At 64.2% G+C, this 17773-nt stretch carries 15 protein-coding genes and 1 pseudogene; 8 read left to right on the top strand and 8 right to left on the bottom strand.

The window, feature by feature from the left end:
* Positions 1–185 precede the first annotated feature (185 nt).
* Positions 186–1067 (top strand): LysR substrate-binding domain-containing protein, encoded by an 882-nt coding sequence (locus FJ960_RS05075; RefSeq protein ID WP_140503287.1) that lies wholly within the window; start codon positions 186–188, stop codon positions 1065–1067.
* On the opposite strand, the pseudogene FJ960_RS05070 reads toward FJ960_RS05075, so the two are convergent.
* The 3 genes and pseudogenes from FJ960_RS05070 to FJ960_RS05060 form a co-directional block, all read right to left on the bottom strand.
* Positions 1046–1394 (bottom strand): annotated as a pseudogene (locus tag FJ960_RS05070) (glyoxalase superfamily protein). The gene FJ960_RS05075 and the pseudogene FJ960_RS05070 overlap by 22 nt on opposite strands.
* Positions 1395–1451: 57 nt before the next feature.
* Positions 1452–4049, bottom strand: coding sequence for a TIGR02302 family protein (locus tag FJ960_RS05065; RefSeq protein WP_140712262.1), 2598 nt, complete (start codon positions 4047–4049; stop codon positions 1452–1454).
* A gap of 210 nt (positions 4050–4259) precedes the next feature.
* Positions 4260–5201, bottom strand: a complete 942-nt coding sequence (locus FJ960_RS05060) for a threonine/serine dehydratase (RefSeq protein ID WP_140712260.1) — start codon at positions 5199–5201, stop codon at positions 4260–4262.
* Positions 5202–5251: 50 nt separating this feature from the next.
* Here FJ960_RS05060 and FJ960_RS05055 point away from each other — a divergent pair, with 50 nt between their 5' ends.
* On the top strand, positions 5252–5554 hold the full coding sequence (locus FJ960_RS05055) for a metalloregulator ArsR/SmtB family transcription factor (RefSeq protein WP_140503280.1): 303 nt from the start codon (positions 5252–5254) through the stop codon (positions 5552–5554).
* A gap of 19 nt (positions 5555–5573) precedes the next feature.
* On the opposite strand, the gene lysA is transcribed toward FJ960_RS05055, so the two are convergent.
* The 3 genes from lysA to argH form a co-directional block, all read right to left on the bottom strand.
* Entirely contained in the window at positions 5574–6842 is a 1269-nt protein-coding gene (lysA, locus tag FJ960_RS05050) for a diaminopimelate decarboxylase (RefSeq protein WP_140712258.1), read from the bottom strand.
* Between the two features lie 69 nt (positions 6843–6911).
* A complete protein-coding gene (locus FJ960_RS05045) occupies positions 6912–7118 on the bottom strand; it encodes a lipoprotein (RefSeq protein ID WP_023770782.1) in 207 nt (68 codons plus the stop codon).
* A 116-nt stretch (positions 7119–7234) separates the two neighbouring features.
* Positions 7235–8635, bottom strand: a complete 1401-nt coding sequence (argH, locus tag FJ960_RS05040; protein WP_140712256.1) for an argininosuccinate lyase — start codon at positions 8633–8635, stop codon at positions 7235–7237.
* Between the two features lie 37 nt (positions 8636–8672).
* Between argH and FJ960_RS05035 the strand changes: the two genes are divergently transcribed.
* The 6 genes from FJ960_RS05035 (at position 8673) to FJ960_RS05010 (ending at position 14925) form a co-directional block, all read left to right on the top strand.
* Entirely contained in the window at positions 8673–9353 is a 681-nt protein-coding gene (locus FJ960_RS05035) for a TlpA disulfide reductase family protein (RefSeq protein ID WP_140712254.1), read from the top strand.
* A gap of 356 nt (positions 9354–9709) precedes the next feature.
* Positions 9710–11062, top strand: coding sequence for an extracellular solute-binding protein (locus FJ960_RS05030; protein WP_140503271.1), 1353 nt, complete (start codon positions 9710–9712; stop codon positions 11060–11062).
* Between the two features lie 103 nt (positions 11063–11165).
* Complete coding sequence (locus FJ960_RS05025) at positions 11166–12050, top strand: ABC transporter permease subunit (protein WP_140503269.1); 885 nt, start codon at positions 11166–11168, stop codon at positions 12048–12050.
* 6 nt (positions 12051–12056) lie between these two features.
* Complete coding sequence (locus FJ960_RS05020; protein WP_140712252.1) at positions 12057–12971, top strand: ABC transporter permease subunit; 915 nt, start codon at positions 12057–12059, stop codon at positions 12969–12971.
* Between the two features lie 13 nt (positions 12972–12984).
* Positions 12985–14085 carry a sn-glycerol-3-phosphate import ATP-binding protein UgpC gene (locus FJ960_RS05015; protein ID WP_140712250.1) on the top strand — a complete coding sequence of 367 codons (1101 nt, stop codon included), beginning with the start codon at positions 12985–12987 and terminating at the stop codon, positions 14083–14085.
* Positions 14086–14115: 30 nt separating this feature from the next.
* Entirely contained in the window at positions 14116–14925 is an 810-nt protein-coding gene (locus FJ960_RS05010) for a phosphodiesterase (RefSeq protein WP_140712248.1), read from the top strand.
* A gap of 36 nt (positions 14926–14961) precedes the next feature.
* Here FJ960_RS05010 and FJ960_RS05005 read toward each other — a convergent pair whose 3' ends face one another.
* Positions 14962–16044 (bottom strand): ABC transporter ATP-binding protein, encoded by a 1083-nt coding sequence (locus FJ960_RS05005; RefSeq protein WP_140503263.1) that lies wholly within the window; start codon positions 16042–16044, stop codon positions 14962–14964.
* Positions 16041–17621, bottom strand: a complete 1581-nt coding sequence (locus FJ960_RS05000) for an iron ABC transporter permease (protein ID WP_181174155.1) — start codon at positions 17619–17621, stop codon at positions 16041–16043. Before FJ960_RS05000 ends, FJ960_RS05005 begins: the two co-directional genes overlap by 4 nt.
* Positions 17622–17773 lie beyond the last annotated feature (152 nt).

Here is a 17773-nt window from a genome sequence, read left to right as displayed (position 1 = left end):
TCTCCAGATCAAAAAGAACCCGCCACCGTTTTCGGGCAGCGGGCACGAGTGAGGACTCTTTGATTGGTCCGCTGCCGATTTCGCGGCCGCATATCCAATGGGTGAGGCGACTATCGCCCGGTGTTTGACATGTTGCAAACGAATTGGAATGATACCAGCAATCAACTTTTCTTATGACGGATGCGATGCGGCCAACCCTCGACAGCGATCTCCTGCGCACCTTTGTCGCCATCGCCGAGGCCGGCAATTTCACGAGGGCCGCCGAGCAGGCCGGCCGCACGCAGTCGGCCGTATCGATGCAGATGAAGAAGCTCGAAGAGCTGGTCGGCGACAGCCTGTTCGAGCGCGGTTCACGTGGCGTCGCGCTGACGCGGCGTGGCGGCGAACTTATCGTCAATGCCCGCCGCATCGTCGCGCTACTCGACGAGACGGCGGCGTCAATGGCGGCGGCGCCGCTGGGCGGGCCGGTGCGCATCGGTATTCCGGAGGAATATGGCCACGCCATCCTGTCGCGCGCGCTCGGCGCTTTTTCGAAACGCCACACACAGGTCGAGGTCACCGTGCGCTATGCGCATTCAGGCGCCCAGATGGCAGCGCTCGCCGCCGGCGAACTCGATCTCTGCGTGGTGTTCGAATGGCAGGACCCGTCAGGCGGCGAGGTGCTGATGCACGATCCGACGGTGTGGGTGACATCGGCCCTGCATTACATGCACGAGGAACGGCCGGTGCCGATCGCGCTCTACAACCGGGCCGGCTGGTGCAAGGATTTTGCCGTCAAATCACTTGAGCAGCGCGGTCTTGCCTATCGTGTCGCCTATACCAGCGACACCACCGGCGGCCTCAAGCTCGCCGTCACCTCGGGGCTGGCGATTGCGCCGATCTCACGCAGCAACATTCCGGCCGGCTGTCGCGAACTGACATCCGCGGACGGCTTTGGCGATATCGATTCCTCGAATGTGGTGATGCACCGCAACCCGAATGCCTCCGGCGAGGCGATCGACGGCATGCAAGAGGCTATCCGCGAGGCGTTCTCCAACGGGCAAGGTCAGTCTCTCACATCCTCATAGAAGGTCAGGCGGTTGCCGAACGGGTCGGCGGCCGTGATCTCCTTCGTCTTCCAAGGCGTCTGCTCCAGCCCCGGCTTGGCAACTCATGGTGCAGCCCGCGATGTCCGCCGTCTCGATCCGGATGTGAGAGCCCGGCGCGCCGTCGCCATGATGTTCGCTCAGATGCAAGATGCAGCCGTCGCGGGAAACGCCTGTGTAGAGCGGCGCGTTGTCGTCGAAGCGGTGTTCGAACTGCACTTCGAAACCGAGAAAGCCGAGATAGAATTCATGCGCCTTGGCGATGTCGAAGATGCGCAGGATGGGGGTAGTCGCACCGAGTTTTGGCATGGTGTTGCAGCCATTCGATAGGGCTTTCGGGTGGGGTGGAGGTCGGACAGTAATTCCCTATTTCAGCTCCAGCAGCCGTTCCAGATAGCTGCGCTCGATGTCCGGGCTGAGCGCGTTGCCGAGCCGCTTGCGGATCGCTTCCAGGATCTGGCGGGCGCGCTGCACGTCGATCTCGTCGGGCACTTTCACCGAATCGCCGAAATCAGGACCCTGGCTGGCGCGCGGCCGGCCGAGCGGGTCGCGGTCGGCGTCCTGCTGACGACCGCCTTGCTGGCTGCCGCCCTGGTCGCCCTGCATGGCCTGCATCTGCTTCATCATGTCCTTGGCGCCCTTGCGCAGCGCCTCGAGTGCCCGGCCCTGGTGGCCGACCGCTTCGTCGCCCTGGCCCTCGCCAAGCGCCTGCTCGGCGCTGCCCATGGACTTGCCGGCCTCGCCAAATCCTTCATTGGGCTCCATGCCCATGCCTTCGAGGGCCTTCTTCAGCTGCTCGAGATCGCTCTTCAGCTGGCCTTGGCCTTCCTGCAACTGCTTCAGCGCATCGGCGAATTCCTGCGGCGTCATCGGCTTCGGCCTGGCAAGCGGATCGCGGTCCTGCCCAACGCCTGGCTTGTCCTGGTCCTCGCCACCGCCCTGGCCAAGCTGCTCGTCGCGGTTCTCGCCACGCTGGCGCTCGCCGCGCTGCATCTGGTCCATGCGGAACGTGTCGTTCATCATCTCCTGCTGGCGCCGCAGGATCTCGCCGAGCTTGTCCATCTGCTGGCGCATCTGGCTGTCCTGCTCACCGCCTTGCTGCTGGCGGCCGGCCTGGAGGTTGTTCATCATGTCCTGCAGCTGCGACAGCAATTGCTGCGCCTTGTCGCGATCGCCCGACTTGGCCAGGTTCTCGATCTGGTCCATCATACGGTCGATATCGCTCTGGCGCAGTTCCTGGCCGTTCTGCTGCATTTGCGGCGCGTTCGGGTTCTGCTTGGCGCGTTCGGCGAATTCCTGCAGGAACTGGTTCATAGCCTCGCGTAGTTCCTTCATCGCCTTCTCGATCTCGGCGTCGCTGGCGCCGTTCTTGATGGCGTCCTGCAGCGCCTGCTGCGCTTGGCGCAGCCGCTTTTCGGCGGCCGAGAGGTTGCCCTCCTCGATGCCGAGCGCGATCTCCCAGAGATAAGCGACCTCGCTGCGCAGCTGATCGTCGTTGCCGGCCAGTTTCAGCCGGCTCATCGCGCTCATGATGGCGAGGTAGTGGGACATGTTGTCGAACGTGTCTTCGGGCCGCAGCGTGATGGCGTCCATCAGGTCGAGCACGTGCGGCTTGGCATTGGCGTCGAGTGCGAGCAGGCGGCGCTGTTCGATCACGGCGCGCGCCAGCGGGTTGGCGAACGGCCGCTCGGGCATCACCAGCGTCTTGGTTTCGCTGGACGCGGTGTGTCCGGCATCGTCGGTGGCGACCAGCGTCAGCTTGATGCTGCCGCCGGCCCAGACATGCTCGGTCAGATCCTTCGTGGTGCGGGCGGCATTCGCCTTGCCGCCGCGGCGCGGCAGCGTCAGCGGCATGTCAGGCGGACCATAGAGCGGATGCGCATCTGGCGCCTGCGGATCGGCCAGCGCGAACACCGCCTTGGCGGTGGCGGCGCCGTAGTCGTCGTCGATCTGGTAGTTGAGCTCGAAGGCGCCGTTGGCGGCGCGCTTGGGCTCGCCGACGAAGCGGATCTGCGGCGGCTTGTCCGGCAGCACGGCAAAGGCCCAGCGGGCAAGCTGGTCGTCGCCCGACTTCAGCGTCAGCGTGCCGTCGCCAGTCAGCTTGCCGATGAACTGGCGTATCGTCGAGGATGAGGCGGGGGCTGGCACCGCCGGGCTTGCCGCCGGCTTGGCGACGGCTTGCGGGTCGATAGCGCGCGCGTTGCCATCCTTGTCGGCATAGGCAAGCGTTTCCTCGCCCGATCCACCGGTCACACGCAGCGAGACATCGCTGCCTTCCGGAATGGTGAAGGTCGGCGTCGCCTGGTTGGCATCAGCGGTCAAGAAGATCGGCGGCTTGCCGGTATAGGCCGGCGGCGTCACCCAGGCGTCGATGCGCGGCGGCACGGTGTCGAGTGTGCCGTGTGCGCTGAAACCGTCTGCTATCCTGCCGCCGGTCGGCCCGAAAGAGAAGGCGAAGGCGGTGACCAGCAGGAGCGCCGCCACGGCGCGAAGTCCCCAGGGGTCGCGCTCCGGCACGCGCGTGCGCGGCAGGTCGGCGCCGAGACTGTCGAGCTTTCCCGCCATGCGCTTCTGGTGCTCGCGCCAGAGAGCCTGCGAGAAACTGCTTTCCTGGCCGCTGGGCCGGTCGCTCTGCACCTGTACCGGGCTGTGCAGCAATCTGTTGGCGGCCTCGATGCGACGATCGACCTCGGCAGCACCAGGCATGCGGAAAAAGCGCAGCGGATAGAGCGCAGCCAGCCCCGCCAGGCCGAAAACGGCGATAAGGCCGATGCGTGCCGCATCCGGCAGCCGGGGGAAAATACCGAACCAGGAGACATTGAGGAACAGGCTGGCAACAACAATGAGCGGGAGCAGCAGCGGCCAGCCGCGCTCGACGGTCATCGCGACGCGCGTCGCCATCCGGCTCAAGGCAAGGCGTCCGGCCAGGCCGCGATCGTTGCTGAAGATGGGTCGTTGCGTCATCGGCCCTTCCCAGAGCCTGTTCCGCCTGAAAGGACCGGAATGGGGCTCTATCTCTTTGAGCATGATCTGTTCCGAAAACCGGACCCACTCTCGGGGATCATGCAGCGAGGCGGGGCGGGATAGCCCAGCCTCACGACTCGAAGAATACCAGCAAACACGGCAAAGGCGAGGCAGTTTGAGAAAACGTGAAGCCTGCCGAAATGGTTGCAATCAGAAATTGGCGGGGTTCGCGTTGGCGCCACAGACCAGCACGGCGATCCGTTCGCCCGGCGCCGGCGCGTAGCGGCCGGACAGGATCGCGGCGAAGGCGGCCGCACCACCTGGTTCCGAGATGATGCGCACGCTGTTCCAGAGCGCCTTCTGGGCGGCGATGATGTCGTCGTCGCTGACCAGGATGGAGCGTTCGACGAAGGCTTCGGCGATCGGGAACATCATTTCGCCGACGCGCTTCGGCGCCAGCGAATCGGCGGCGATGCCTTCGGCCGGCGCGTCGACCGGATGGCCGGCCTCGAAGGCGCGATGAAGCGTCGGCGCGCCCTCGGGCTCGACGGCGACGATGCGGATGCGGCCGGCGTACCAGGCGGCGACACCGCCGATCAGGCCGCCACCGCCGACGGCGACCAGCAGCGTGTCGATCTCAGCCAGATCGTTTTCGATCTCGATCCCGAGAGTGCCCTGGCCGATCAGCGTTTCTTCCTGGTTGAAGGCATGGATCTGCAGGGCGCCGGTTTCCTCGGCGAAACGTTCGCTGGCGGCCAGCGCCTCGGCATAACGGGCGCCGCCGACGACGAGGTCGGCGCCATAGCCGCGAATGCGGTCGAGCTTGGCCTGCGGGCTCACTTCGGGAACGAAGATGGTCGCCTTGTGGCCAAGCCGCATGGCGGCGTAGGCGACAGCGGCGCCATGATTGCCGCCCGATGCGGCGACGACGCCGGCCTCGGGAACCGGCCGCTCCAAAAGGTTGGTGAAGGCGCCGCGCGCCTTGAACGAGCCGGAATGCTGCAGGCATTCGAGCTTGAGGTCGACCGCCAATGGCGGCCGGTCGAAGTCGGCCATGTCGACGCGCAGCACCGGCGTGTGCCTGATATAGGGGCGGATGCGCGGTTCCATCGCGGCGATGCGTTCGCGTGTGATGGTGTTGTCCTGCGACATCAAGATCTCCTCGGGATTGACAATAATTAGTAACTTGGCAAAATGCCTAAATGCAAGAGGTTGATGTCTTCAAGGCGATCGCCAACGGACGCAGGCTGCAGATTCTCGACTGGCTCAAGGATCCGCGTGCGCATTTCCGGGCACAGGCGGATGGCGATCTGGTCGAGGACGGCGTCTGCGCGCTGCTGATTGCCGAGAAGCTCGGCATCACGCAGGCAACGCTTTCCGAGCATATGCGTGTGCTTACCCAGGCCGGCCTGCTCAGAACCAAGCGCATCAAACAATGGACCTTCTACCGCCGCGACGAGGACAGGATCGCCAACGCAAGGGCGCTCATCCAGAACCGGCTATAGCGTCGCGGCCAGGCGGCTTTTATGCAAGCCAGTCTGGCACCGAATCCAGCCCGATCAGCTCCTCATAGGTCAGTCGCGGACGCACGACGTGGAAACGGTCGCCGTCGACCAGCACCTCCGGCACCAGCAGGCGGGTGTTGTAGGTGCCGGCCTGGACCGCGCCATAGGCGCCGGCGGTGGAAACGGCGACCAGATCGCCCGCCTTCAGCCGGGGCAGGTCGCGATCGAGCCCGAGATAGTCACCGGTCTCGCAGACCTGGCCGACCACGTCGACCGTCATGCGCGGCGTGTCGGCGGGCGGCTGCACGACCGGCTTGATCTCGTGGAAGGCGTCGTAGAGCGTCGGCCGGATCAGGTCGTTCATGGCGGCGTCGACGACGAGGAAGTTCTTGGCGTCGCCTTCCTTCACGAAAATCACTTCCGAGACCAGGATGCCGGCATTGCCGACGATCAATCGGCCTGGCTCGAACATCACCTTCAGACCCAACTTGGTGACATGCTTGCGGACGATCTGGGCATAGGCGTCGGGCAAGGGGGGCGGGTTGTTGTCGACGCGGTAGGGAATCCCGAGGCCGCCGCCGAGGTCGATATGCTCGATGGCGTGGCCGTCGCCTCGCAGCGCGCCGACCAGGTCGACCAGCAGGGCGAAGGCGTCGTCGAAAGGCTGCAGTTCTGTGATCTGGCTGCCGATATGGGTATCGATGCCGGTGATCTTGATGCCGGGAAGCGTTGCCGCGCGGGCGTAGACCTGGCGCGCCCGCTGCCACGGAATGCCGAACTTGTTCTCGGCCTTGCCGGTTGAGATCTTCTTGTGGGTCCTGGCGTCGACATCGGGATTGATGCGCAGCGAGACCGGCGCCATCTTGCCGAGAGCCGAGGCGCGGGCCGACAGGAGTTCGAGTTCCGGCTCGGATTCGACGTTGAAGCAGAGAATGCCGGCTTCGAGCGCAAAGTCCATTTCACGCGCCGTCTTGCCGACACCGGAGAACAGGATTTTGCTGGGCGGGACGCCGGCCGCCAGTGCCCGGCGCAATTCGCCTTCCGAGACCACGTCGGCGCCGGCGCCGAGCTTGGCCAGGGTCCGCAGCACCGCCTGGTTGGAATTGGCCTTCATGGCGTAGCAGACCAGCGTGTCGAGCCCGGCAAAGGCCTTGACGAAGACACGGTAGTGCCTGCTCAAGGTCGCCGTCGAATAGCAGTAGAACGGCGTGCCGACCTGCGCGGCGATATCAGGGATTGCCACGTCCTCGGCATGCAGCACGCCGTCGCGGTAGTCGAAATGGTTCACGAGAGTGGTTCCGGAAGTTGAGGCACGATGCGATCGGGTTTGGAAAGACCAATCCCGCCTTCATCGGAGCTAGATCAGCGGGTCGAGGATGAACTTCTTGTCCACGACCGGTTTTTCCGGTTCCGGCGGCACGGGCTGGTGGGCCTTCTCGGCATCCTTGCGTGCCTGGACGGCCGCCTCGTAGGGCGTGTCGAGACCGGCCTTGCGGCCGCAGGCGGTCACGAAGGCAAGCGCCGCAAGCAGCGTCAGCGTTACCAAAATCCTGCTTCCGGTCATCGATCCATCCGTCCGAAACGTTTGCCAGCCGCCGCTTTTAGCCGAGTTCTCAGCGCATTGCACCCCGGATATTGCTCATCGCAATATTGGGATATTGCTGGTCGCAATATCCGGCATCACGCCTTGGCGATGCGCTTTTTCCAGGCGCGTATCTGCTTCCGCACTTCCGATGGCGCGGTGCCGCCGAAGCTGGTGCGGCTTTTGACCGAGTTCTGCACCGCCAGCACCGAGAATATGTCCGCCGTGATGCCTGGGTTGATCGATTGCAGATCCTCCAGCGAAAGCTTCTCCAGGCTAACCTTTTTGTCTTCGGCCAGCGCCACCGCGCGGCCGGTGACATGATGCGCCTCGCGGAACGGCAAGCCCAAACTGCGCACCAGCCAGTCGGCGAGGTCGGTGGCGGTGGCGTAACCGGAGCCGGCAGCCTTCTTCATCGCGGCGGCATTGACCGTCATGTCCGAGACCATGCCGGTCATCGCGGCGAGCATCAGGTCGAGCGTCTCGGCGGCATCGAACACCGATTCCTTATCTTCCTGCATGTCCTTGCCATAGGTCAAAGGCATGCCCTTCATCACCGTCAGCAGGCCGACCAGATGGCCGTTGACGCGGCCGGTCTTGCCGCGCACGAGTTCGGCGGCGTCGGGGTTCTTTTTCTGCGGCATGATCGAGGAGCCGGTGGAAAAGCTGTCCGACAGCCTGATGAAGCCGAATTGCGGCGTCGACCAGATGATGATCTCCTCCGCGAGCCGCGACAGGTGCGTGGCGCAGATCGCGGCCATGGCCAGGAACTCCAGCGCGAAATCGCGGTCGGAGACGCTGTCCAGCGAATTGCGCATCGGCTCGCGGAAACCGAGCGCCCTGGCGGTCTGATGGCGGTCGATCGGGAAGCTGGTGCCGGCAAGGGCCGCGGCACCGAGCGGGCTCTCGTCCATGCGTTCGATGGCGTCGCGAACGCGCGACAGGTCGCGCGCGAACATCTCGACATAGGCCATGCAGTGATGGCCGAAGGTTACCGGCTGCGCGGCCTGCATATGGGTGAAGCCCGGCATGACGGTCGCCGCATGTTCCTCGGCTCGCGCCAGGAGGGCCATGATCAAGCCTCTCAACGCCTCGGCGACACGAAAGCATTCGTCCTTGACCCAGAGCCGCAGATCGACAGCCACCTGGTCGTTGCGCGAGCGGGCAGTGTGCAGCCGGCCGGCCGCCGACCCGATAAGGTCGGCGAGGCGGGCCTCGACGTTCATGTGGATGTCTTCCAGCCGCGTCGAAAACTCAAAGCTGCCGGCTTCGATCTCTTTCAGGATCGTGTTCAGTCCGTGAGCGATTTTTTCTTGATCGGCCGCCGAAATAATGCCCGTTTGCGCCAGCATCTCGCTATGGGCGATCGAGCCTCTTATGTCCTGCGCATAGAGTTTGCGGTCGAACGAGATCGACGCGTTGATCGCTTCCATGATCGCGGCCGGACCCGAGGCAAATCGTCCGCCCCACATCTGGTTGCTGGTCTTTTTGTCGCTCATGGCTATAAAACCCGTGCTTCGGAGCAGTTTTGAGAAAATGGCAGACGGAAACAGATTTTTCCCGGCCCCGCGCCTGATCCTCGCCGCCCTGGTGGCGGGAGCGCTGGCCGGCGCGGTCGCGGTATATGTCAGCGAGAGCCGGTCTGGCAACAACGCCGCGCCCCAAATGGCGGCGGGCGACAGCAAGGACGACGTCGCCTGCGCCGCCAAGAGCGACCGCGCCAAGAAGATCGCGGCCGCGGCCACCGGCGAGGTCGCGGCACTTTTGCCGGCCGATCCGCCGCAGTCGATGAGGAGCCTCGCCTTCAACGGCCCGGACGGCAAGCCGATGACGATCGCCGACCATGCCGGCAAGACGGTGCTGCTCAACCTGTGGGCCACATGGTGCGCGCCATGCCGTGCCGAAATGCCGGCGCTCGACGCGCTGCAAAAGGAGAAAGGCAGCGACGCCTTTCAGGTCGTCGCCGTCAACGTCGATGCCGGCGACGATGTGAAGCCGAAGAAGTTTCTCGCCGATACCGGTGTGCACACGCTCGGCTACTACCGGGATTCGACGATGACGCTGTTCAACGACCTCAAGGCGCGCGGTCTGGCGCTCGGCTTGCCCGTCACTATGCTGATCGATGGCGAAGGCTGCCTGATCGCCCATATGAACGGTCCGGCCGAATGGTCGGGGCCCGACGCCAAGCGGTTGGTCGAGACGGCGCTCGGGTCGTGAGCAATCAGGCCGAGTGAACGCTCGGCTTGAGCAATATGAGCCTGACATCCTGGCGGTCGGTGCGCATCGCAATGCGCTTGCCGTGACAGGCGGTCAGGTCTCGTCAGCTGCTCCACCCGCATTTCATCATCCCTTTAGCCGGATAATCATGACGACCTTTACGTTCTCGAGAGCCGCCCTAGCTACCTAAGGCGCCGGTATGCGTTTTCATGCCGGCGCCACCGCCGAGGGGGAGGAAAGACTAGCTGCCCACAGGCCCGTAAGGCCACAACAGAACTGTCACATACCTTCTCTAAGAGAGCGGGCAAGGACTTGCGCAAGACCCTTGTCAACAGTCATTCAAGAGGGAAGAAACCATGACGATCATCAAGCGGGGCCTCGCTGCCCTTGCCGCAGGCGCGCTCAGCACCGCGCTGGCGGTTCCTGCCTTTGCGGAGCCGGTAAAATTCGACTTCTGGTTCGGCCTGTCGGGCGACCTCGCCCGCGTCGTCGACACGCTGTGCAAGAACTTCAACGCCTCGCAGAAGGATTATGAAGTCGTCTGCACCAGCCAGGGCAATTACGACGCCACGCTGCAGAACACCATCGCCGCCTTCCGCGCCGGCAAACAGCCCGCCGTCGTGCAGGTCTACGACGTCGGCACCGCCACGATGATGCTGTCGGGCGCCTACAAGCCCGCCGACAAGCTGATGGAAGAAAACGGCTACAAGATCGACTACGCCGACTATTTCCCAGGCATCGCCCGCTACTACGCGACCTCGAAGGGCGAGATGCTGTCCTTCCCGTTCAATTCCTCGACCGCGCTGATGTACTGGAACAAGGACGCCTTCGCCAAGATCGGCAAGACCGAGGCGCCCAAGACCTGGGAAGACGTCGGCGCCGACCTGCAGGCGATGAAGGACGCCGGCTATGAATGCCCGATGGCGATCAACATCTCGGCCAATGAAAGCTGGCAGCTGATGGAGCAGTTCTCGGCCATCCACAACCAGCCGATCGCCACCAAGAACAACGGCTATGACGGTCTCGACGCGCGTCTGGAAGTCAACAAGACAAAGTTCGTTCAGTACGTCACCGATCTCAAGAAGTGGTATGACGCCGGCCTGATCAAGATCAAGTCCAAGGATCTCGGCCAGGATATGGTCCAGGCCTTCGCCTCAGGCACCTGCCAGGTGATCATGACCTCGGTCGGCGATCACGGCACGGTCGGCAAGACGCAGAAGGAAGGCATGAAGTGGGATGTCGCCGAACTGCCGGCCTATGCCGGTACCGAGCGCAAGAATTCGCTGGTCGGCGGCGCTTCGCTGTGGGTGCTCTCCGGCAAGTCGGACGCTGAGTACAAGGGCGCGGCCGCGTTCCTTAACTTCATCCACGACCCCAAGACCGCTTTGTTCTGGTCGACCAACACCGGCTACATCCCAGTGACCAAGTCGGGCTTCGACTACATGAAGTCCACCGGCTTCTACGACAAGGCGCCCTACAAGGGCCGTGAAGTCGCCATCGCCAGCCTGACCGCGTCGGAGCCGACCGAAATCACCCGTGGTATACGCCTGGGCAACTTCACCCAGATCCGTGCCGAGTTCGGCGCGCAGATGCAGGCGATCTTCGCCAATAAGGTCAGCGTGCAGCAGGGCCTCGACACGCTGGTCAAGAATGGCGACGCCATCCTCGACCGCTTCCAGCAGACCTATCCGGGCAAGACCCTGCCCTGATTTCGAAGATTGCCGAGGCCGCCCGCCGAGATTCGACGGGCGGCCGTTTCGTATATAATCTTATCTTGCTTTGGGCTGGCCGTTCCGCGGCCACGGCGGACCGATGGAAAAACGCGTTACCTTCAGCAGTTGGACAATCGGCATCCTTTTCGCGGTGCCGCAGCTCCTCCTGATCTTCACGTTCTTCTACTGGCCTGCCGGCCAGGCCGTATACTGGTCGCTGACGCTGCAGCAGCCCTGGGGCGGCGGCAACATCTGGGTCGGGCTCGACAATTTCCGCTCGATCCTGGCCAACGCCGATTACTGGAACTCGATCACCGCCAGCCTTGTCTTTGCCGGCATCAGCACCGGACTTGCAATGTTCGTCGCGCTTGTGCTCGCCGCGCTCACCGACCGCCAGCTTGCCGGCTCGCGTCTCTATCGCGTGGTGCTGATCTGGCCTTACGGTATCGCCGCACCGGCTCTGGCGATGGCGTTCCGTTTCATCCTGGCGCCGGAAGCCGGCTTCATGGCAGTGGTCAACCAAGTCTGGCCCGGCTTCTGGGATCCCGGGCTCGACGGCGCTGATGCTATGGCCTCGATCATCATCGCCTTCTCGTGGAAATATGTCGGCTACAACTTCATCTTCTTCCTTGCCGCGTTCCAGGCTATCCCGCGCTCCCTCATCGAAGCCGCCGCGATGGACGGCTCCGGCGTCATGAGGCGTTTCTGGGACATACAGTTCCCGCTGATCACGCCGACAATCTTCTTCCTGCTGGTCATCAACATCACGGAGAGCTTCCAGGATTCGTTCGGCATCGTCGACATCATGACGTCGGGCGGCCCGGCGAACGCCACCAATCTGATGGTCTACAAGATCTATTCCGATGGCTTCAAAGGCCTCGACTATTCGGGCGCCGCCGCGCAGAGCATCATTTTGATGCTGCTCATCGTGGTGCTGACCATTTTCCAGTTCCGCTTCATCGAGCGGCGCGTGCACTACAGGTGAGACTGAATGGTCGAGCGCACTCCGTTCCTCAACTTCTTCACGCATCTGATCCTGTTTGTCGGCTTTGTACTTTGCATCGCGCCGTTCGTGGTTGTGGCCGTGGCCGCGTCGCATAATCTTAGGGATGTCAACGACGTGCCGATGTCGCTGCTGCCGGGAAGCGACTTTTGGACAAACATCAAGATGGCCTGGACGACGGCCGACCTTGGCCCCAAGCTGCTCAACAGTTTCATCATGGCTGCCGGCGTCGCGGCCGGCAAAGTGATCATCTCGGCGCTGACCGCCTTCTCGATCGTCTATTTCCGCTATCCCGGCCGCACCTTCATCTTCTGGCTGATCTTCGTCACGCTGATGCTGCCGCTGGAAGTGCGCATCGTGCCGACCTACGCGGTCGTCGCCAATGTGCTGTCGCCCTACCAGACCATCCTCGACATCACCGGGCTGAGCTGGCTGATCGAGAAGGTCTCGGGTGTGCAGGTTTCGCTCAGCCTAGGGCTGCTCAATTCCTATACCGGACTGATCCTGCCGTTGATCGCCACCGCCACCGGCACCTTCCTCTACCGGCAGTTCTTCCTGACCGTGCCGGACGAGCTGACCGAGGCGGCGCGTATGGACGGTGCCGGCGCGCTGCGGTTCTTCATCGATATCCTGCTGCCCTTGTCGCGCAACAACATGGCGGCACTCGGCACCATCATGTTCCTGTGGGCCTGGAACCAGTATCTATGGCCGCTGCTCATCACCACCGACCAGTCGCACGCGACGGCGGTCACCGAGCTCAAGCAGCTCATCCCCAATGTCGGCGGCATTCCGGAATGGAACATCGCCATGGCCGGAACGCTTATCGTCATGCTGCCGCCGCTGATCGTCGTGGTGCTCATGCAACGCTGGTTCGTGCGCGGCCTGATCGCCACCGAGAAGTAACAAGGAGACAAAAATGGCCTCCATCGCAATACGCGGCGTCAAGAAGAACTATGCCAAGACGCAGGTCGTGCATGGCGTCGATCTCGACTTCGCCTCTGGCGAATTCGTCGTCATTCTCGGGCCGTCCGGCTGCGGCAAGTCCACGCTGCTTAGGATGATCGCCGGGCTGGAAGAGATTTCCGACGGTACGATCGCCATCGACGGCATGGTGGTCAACAAGCTCGAGCCGCGTGAACGCGGCTGCGCCATGGTGTTCCAGAACTACGCGCTCTATCCACATATGAGCGTGGCCCAGAACATCGGCTATTCGCTCAAGGTCGCCGGTGTTCCCTCGGCCGAGCGCAACCAGCGCATCCAGGCGGTTGCGCGCACGCTGGAGCTCGAGCAGCTGCTCGATCGCAAGCCGATGGCGCTTTCGGGTGGCCAGAGGCAGCGCGTCGCCATGGGCCGCGCCATGATCCGCGAGCCGAAAGTCTTCCTGTTCGACGAGCCGCTGTCCAATCTTGACGCCAAGCTGCGCGTCCAGATGCGCTCGGAGATCCGCAAGCTGCATCGCCGGCTGAATGCCACCTCCGTCTTCGTCACCCACGATCAGGTCGAGGCGATGACGCTGGCCGACCGGCTGGTGGTGATGAATGGCGGCCGCGTCGAACAGGTCGGCACGCCAGGTGAAATCTACACCCGCCCGGCCAGCCGCTTCGTCGCCACCTTCGTCGGCGCGCCGGCCATGAACATCCTCGAAGGCACCGCCGAACTCGACGGATTGTCGCTGCTCGGCGGCAGCCGGCGATTGGCGATGGCTCGCGCCGGCCTGCCGGTCGGCACGAAAGTGGCGATGGGCATCCGGCCGGAAGCGGTCCGGCTGGTGGCACCAGGCACGGCCGGCGCGCTCGATGCCACTGTCGACCTGGTCGAGGAACTGGGCGCGGGGCGGGTGATCTATGTCGACCTCGACGGCGCACCGTTCTCGGTGATGACCCCGGAGGCCGTTCACCCCGAGCCCGGCAGCACCGTCGGCCTGAAGATCTCGCCGGACGACATGCACTTCTTCTCGTCGGAGACAGGCACCCGTCTCGATGTCTTCAAGGCTTCCGTGCCCGAACCGGCGCTTTGATTTCCGAAACGCGCGGCCAAAGAGGCGCACATGAAAATCATCCAGGTCACCGATGTGCATCTCGGCCGGCGAGGTGAGCGCCGCTATGGGGCGGACCTGCATCAGCGGCTCGATCAGTGCATCGCGCATATCAATGCGCATCACGCCGACGCAGCACTTTGCGTCTTCACCGGCGACCTGACGGAGACCGGTGCGCCGCAGAGCTATGCCGATCTGCGCGTTGCCCTGAGCGCGCTATCGATGCCCTTCAGGCTGCTGCCGGGCAACCATGACCGGCGGGCCAATCTCATCGCTGCGTTTCCCGAAGTTCCGGTCGACAAAAACGGCTTCGTGCAGTCGGTCCATGATACCGGCGACGAAGTGCTGTTGTTTCTCGACTGCCTGGCGGAAGGACGCATCGAGGGCGAACTGTGCGACAGCCGGCTTGCCTGGCTCGAAGCCCGGCTCGAACAATCAGGCGGCAGGCCCGCCTACGTTTTCCTGCATCATCCGCCGGTCGCGCTCGGCCTGCCGCAGCTCGATCCGCTGGCGCTCGAACGGCCCGAGCGGTTGCTCGGCCTGCTGCGGGATCATGGCAACGTTCGCCATATTTTCTTCGGCCACGTTCACCGCGACATCGCGGGAACCGTCGCCGGCATTCCGTTCTCGGCGCAGCGCGGCCTGCATGCGCGGTTCGAGCTTGCCCTCGACCGATCGAGCGAGGTCGTCGAACAGGCGCCGCCGTCCTACGCCGTCATCCTCATCGACAGCGCCAACGAGTGCGTGGTGGTGCACGGTTGCGATTTTCTCGAGCAATGGCCGATCTATTCAGCGGAAACCGGCGAACGCGTCACGGCGTGAACCGGCCACTTCGCGTGGGTTCAGCGCCTTAAGGCCTCAAGCGAAGACGTGCGCCTTGCCCGATACGGTCAGCCGCACGATCTCGCCGACCGCCGGCGCGTCCATGCCGGATTTGCGCAGGATCAGCGGCGTGCCGCCGATCGCGGCGGCGTCCGGCGGATCGGAATTGTTCAGGAGCCGCACCGCGATCGTGCATGTCGAGCCGGCGAATTCCGATTCCGTCACCTCGCCGAAGGGCATGTCTGGTGTGCCCGACATGCCCTCGCGCGAGGTGCGTTTGAGCCCAATCTGCTCCGGCCGCAACATGATGCGGGCGACATCGCGGCTGTCCGGCGTGTCGACCGCGATGCGGCCCAGCGGCGAACTGGCGAAGCCGCCCGAAATGCTCGCGGGCAGGATGATGGCATCGCCGAGGAACTCGGCGATCATCCTGTCCTTCGGCTTGAGATAAAGCTCGCGCGGCGTGCCGACCTGGGAAAATTTCCCGTCGCGCATGACCGCCACCTGGCTGGCGAAGGACAGCGCCTCGGCCTGGTCGTGCGTCACCAATATGGTGGTGATGCCGGCCCCTTCCAGAAGCTCGGCCACCGCCTTGCGCATCGAGGCGCGCAGGCCGGTGTCGAGGGCCGAGAACGGCTCGTCGAGCAGCATCAGCCGCGGCTTCATCGCCATGGCGCGGGCTAGCGCCACACGTTGCTGCTGGCCACCGGAGAGCTCGTGCGGACGGCGTTTGAGGATCGCCTTGTCCAGTCCAACGATATAGGCAAGTTCGATGATGCGCTCGGCGCGCTTGTCGTCGTCCCGTGCCATGCCGAAGCCGATATTGTCCGAGATGGTCAGATGCGGGAACAGGGCGCCGTCCTGCGCCACCAGGCCAATGCCGCGGCGATGCGCCGGAACGGCGGCGCCGCCATTGGCCAGCACCTGCCCGTCGAGCACGATGCGGCCTTGATCGGGCGCCTCGAAACCGGCGATCAGCCGCAGCAAGGTTGTCTTGCCGCAGCCGGAAGGTCCTACGATCGCGGTGCGACTGCCGCTGGCTACGTTCAGGTCGACGCCGGCAAGTGCCGCGACCGGGCCGTAACGCTTGTGCAGATTGCCGAGTTCGAGAAAGCTCATCGTCCGGCCATCCGCTTCGACTGGACATAGAGCAGCCAAGTCAGGGGCAGCGACATCGCCACCATGATGAAGGCGTAAGGGGCCGCCGAGGCGTAGTCGATCTCGCCGCTATAGGACCAGAACGCCATGGCCAGCGTGCGGGTGCCGTTCGGCGCCAGCATCTGCGTCGCGGTCAATTCGTTCATGATGCCGAGCGCCACCAGCGCCATGCCGGCCGCGGCACCCGGCGCCGACAGGCGGATTGTCGTCGACCACAGCGCGTTGAGCGGCCGCCGGCCGAGGCTGGAGGCGGCGCGCTCGAGTTCGACCGGGGCCTGGGCGATCGACGCGCGCAGGCTGACCAGGGCACGCGGCAGGAACATCAGTGAGTAGGCGAGCAGGATGGTGAACAGGGTCTGGTACAGCGGCAGGGCGATGCGCACGGTGATGGTGACCAGCGCCAGCGCAATGACGACACCCGGCAGCGAGCCGACAATGTAATTGCATCCCTCCAGCAGGCGCTGCAACGGACCGGGCGCGCGGATCGAGATCCAGGCCATCGGCATGGCAGCGACAGTGGCAAGCAACGCGCCGGCGAGCGATAGGAACAGTGTCTGGCCCAGTGCCAGGCCAATCTCATCGAGACGCCAGACATCGGCGCCGCCGGCGATGAGCCAGCGGCCGATGGTGATGAACGGCACGCCAAGCGCCAGCAGGGTGGTGACGACGAGCAGCAGCAAGCTGGGCAGGGTGGCGCGACCGAGGCTCATCCGCTGCTGATATCGCGCGGCACCTGAGCCGACACGGGCATAACGCTCCTCGCCGCGCACCAGCACTTCGAGGCCGAGCAGCACGAAGCAGCAGGTCACCAGCACGCCGGCCAGCATGTTGGCGGCCGGACCGTTGAAGGTCGACTGGAACTGGTCGACGATCGCGGTGGTGAAGGTGTCGAAGCGGATGAAGACGTAGAGGCCATATTCGGCCAGCAGATGCAGGCCGACCAGCAGCGAGCCGCCGCAGATGGCGAGCCTGAGCTGCGGCAACACGACACGCCAGAACGCACGCCAGGGTCCGAGACCAAGTGCCGCCGCGGCATCCTCCAGGGCAGGATCGAGGCGGCGCAGCGCCGCCGACACCGGCAGATAGAGGAAAGGAAAATAGGCGATGACGGATACCAGCACGCCAGCCCAGAGGCCGTGCAGCCCCGGCACGATGGTGATCCAGGCATAGGAGTGTACGAAAGCGGGGATGGCGAGCGGCGCCACGCAGAGCCAGGACCAGAGCCGGGCACCAGGCAGGTCGCTGCGTTCGGTCAGCCAGGCCAGCGTCACCGACAATGTGATGGCGATCGGTACGGCCAGCAGCACCAGCAGGCCGGTGTTGACCAGCAGTTCGCCGACACGTGGCCGGAAGACCAATGCCGCGACAGTTTCCCAACCGGTCTGCACCGCGATCCATATGATGAAGGCAAGCGGCACCAATGCCAGCAGGGAGACTGATATGGCGGCGATGACAAGCCAGGGCGCCACACGCCGCTGCGTTCTTCGGCGCATCTTCGGCGGCAGGCCAGGGCGCGCGAGATCGACCGCGGGCTGCATCAGCTCAGGCGCCATGCCATCGCGGCGCGGCGGCGGCAATCAGGGGACCACGGTCGCGGTCAGGAACGAAGCGTGTCGTCATGGACGAATGCATCTCGGAACAAAACGCTCCCGCGGAAGGTGAATTCCCGCAGGAGCACGGTTTGACGTCC

The organism is Mesorhizobium sp. B2-3-11, assembly GCF_006442215.1.
Taxonomy (GTDB): domain Bacteria; phylum Pseudomonadota; class Alphaproteobacteria; order Rhizobiales; family Rhizobiaceae; genus Mesorhizobium; species Mesorhizobium salmacidum.
Note: the sequence above shows the minus strand (reverse complement) of the source record. Positions and strands in the feature narration are given on the sequence as shown.

What these genes read in the sequence shown, in the direction of transcription:
- FJ960_RS05075 (WP_140503287.1), top strand. Translation starts at nt 186, where the DNA reads ATGCGGCCAACCCTCGACAGCGATCTCCTGCGCACCTTTGTCGCCATC.
- FJ960_RS05065 (WP_140712262.1), bottom strand. Translation starts at nt 4,049, where the DNA reads ATGACGCAACGACCCATCTTCAGCAACGATCGCGGCCTGGCCGGACGC.
- FJ960_RS05060 (WP_140712260.1), bottom strand. Translation starts at nt 5,201, where the DNA reads ATGTCGCAGGACAACACCATCACACGCGAACGCATCGCCGCGATGGAA.
- FJ960_RS05055 (WP_140503280.1), top strand. Translation starts at nt 5,252, where the DNA reads ATGCAAGAGGTTGATGTCTTCAAGGCGATCGCCAACGGACGCAGGCTG.
- FJ960_RS05045 (WP_023770782.1), bottom strand. Translation starts at nt 7,118, where the DNA reads ATGACCGGAAGCAGGATTTTGGTAACGCTGACGCTGCTTGCGGCGCTT.
- argH (WP_140712256.1), bottom strand. Translation starts at nt 8,635, where the DNA reads ATGAGCGACAAAAAGACCAGCAACCAGATGTGGGGCGGACGATTTGCC.
- FJ960_RS05035 (WP_140712254.1), top strand. Translation starts at nt 8,673, where the DNA reads ATGGCAGACGGAAACAGATTTTTCCCGGCCCCGCGCCTGATCCTCGCC.
- FJ960_RS05030 (WP_140503271.1), top strand. Translation starts at nt 9,710, where the DNA reads ATGACGATCATCAAGCGGGGCCTCGCTGCCCTTGCCGCAGGCGCGCTC.
- FJ960_RS05025 (WP_140503269.1), top strand. Translation starts at nt 11,166, where the DNA reads ATGGAAAAACGCGTTACCTTCAGCAGTTGGACAATCGGCATCCTTTTC.
- FJ960_RS05020 (WP_140712252.1), top strand. Translation starts at nt 12,057, where the DNA reads ATGGTCGAGCGCACTCCGTTCCTCAACTTCTTCACGCATCTGATCCTG.
- FJ960_RS05015 (WP_140712250.1), top strand. Translation starts at nt 12,985, where the DNA reads ATGGCCTCCATCGCAATACGCGGCGTCAAGAAGAACTATGCCAAGACG.
- FJ960_RS05010 (WP_140712248.1), top strand. Translation starts at nt 14,116, where the DNA reads ATGAAAATCATCCAGGTCACCGATGTGCATCTCGGCCGGCGAGGTGAG.
- FJ960_RS05005 (WP_140503263.1), bottom strand. Translation starts at nt 16,044, where the DNA reads ATGAGCTTTCTCGAACTCGGCAATCTGCACAAGCGTTACGGCCCGGTC.
- FJ960_RS05000 (WP_181174155.1), bottom strand. Translation starts at nt 17,621, where the DNA reads ATGCAGCCCGCGGTCGATCTCGCGCGCCCTGGCCTGCCGCCGAAGATG.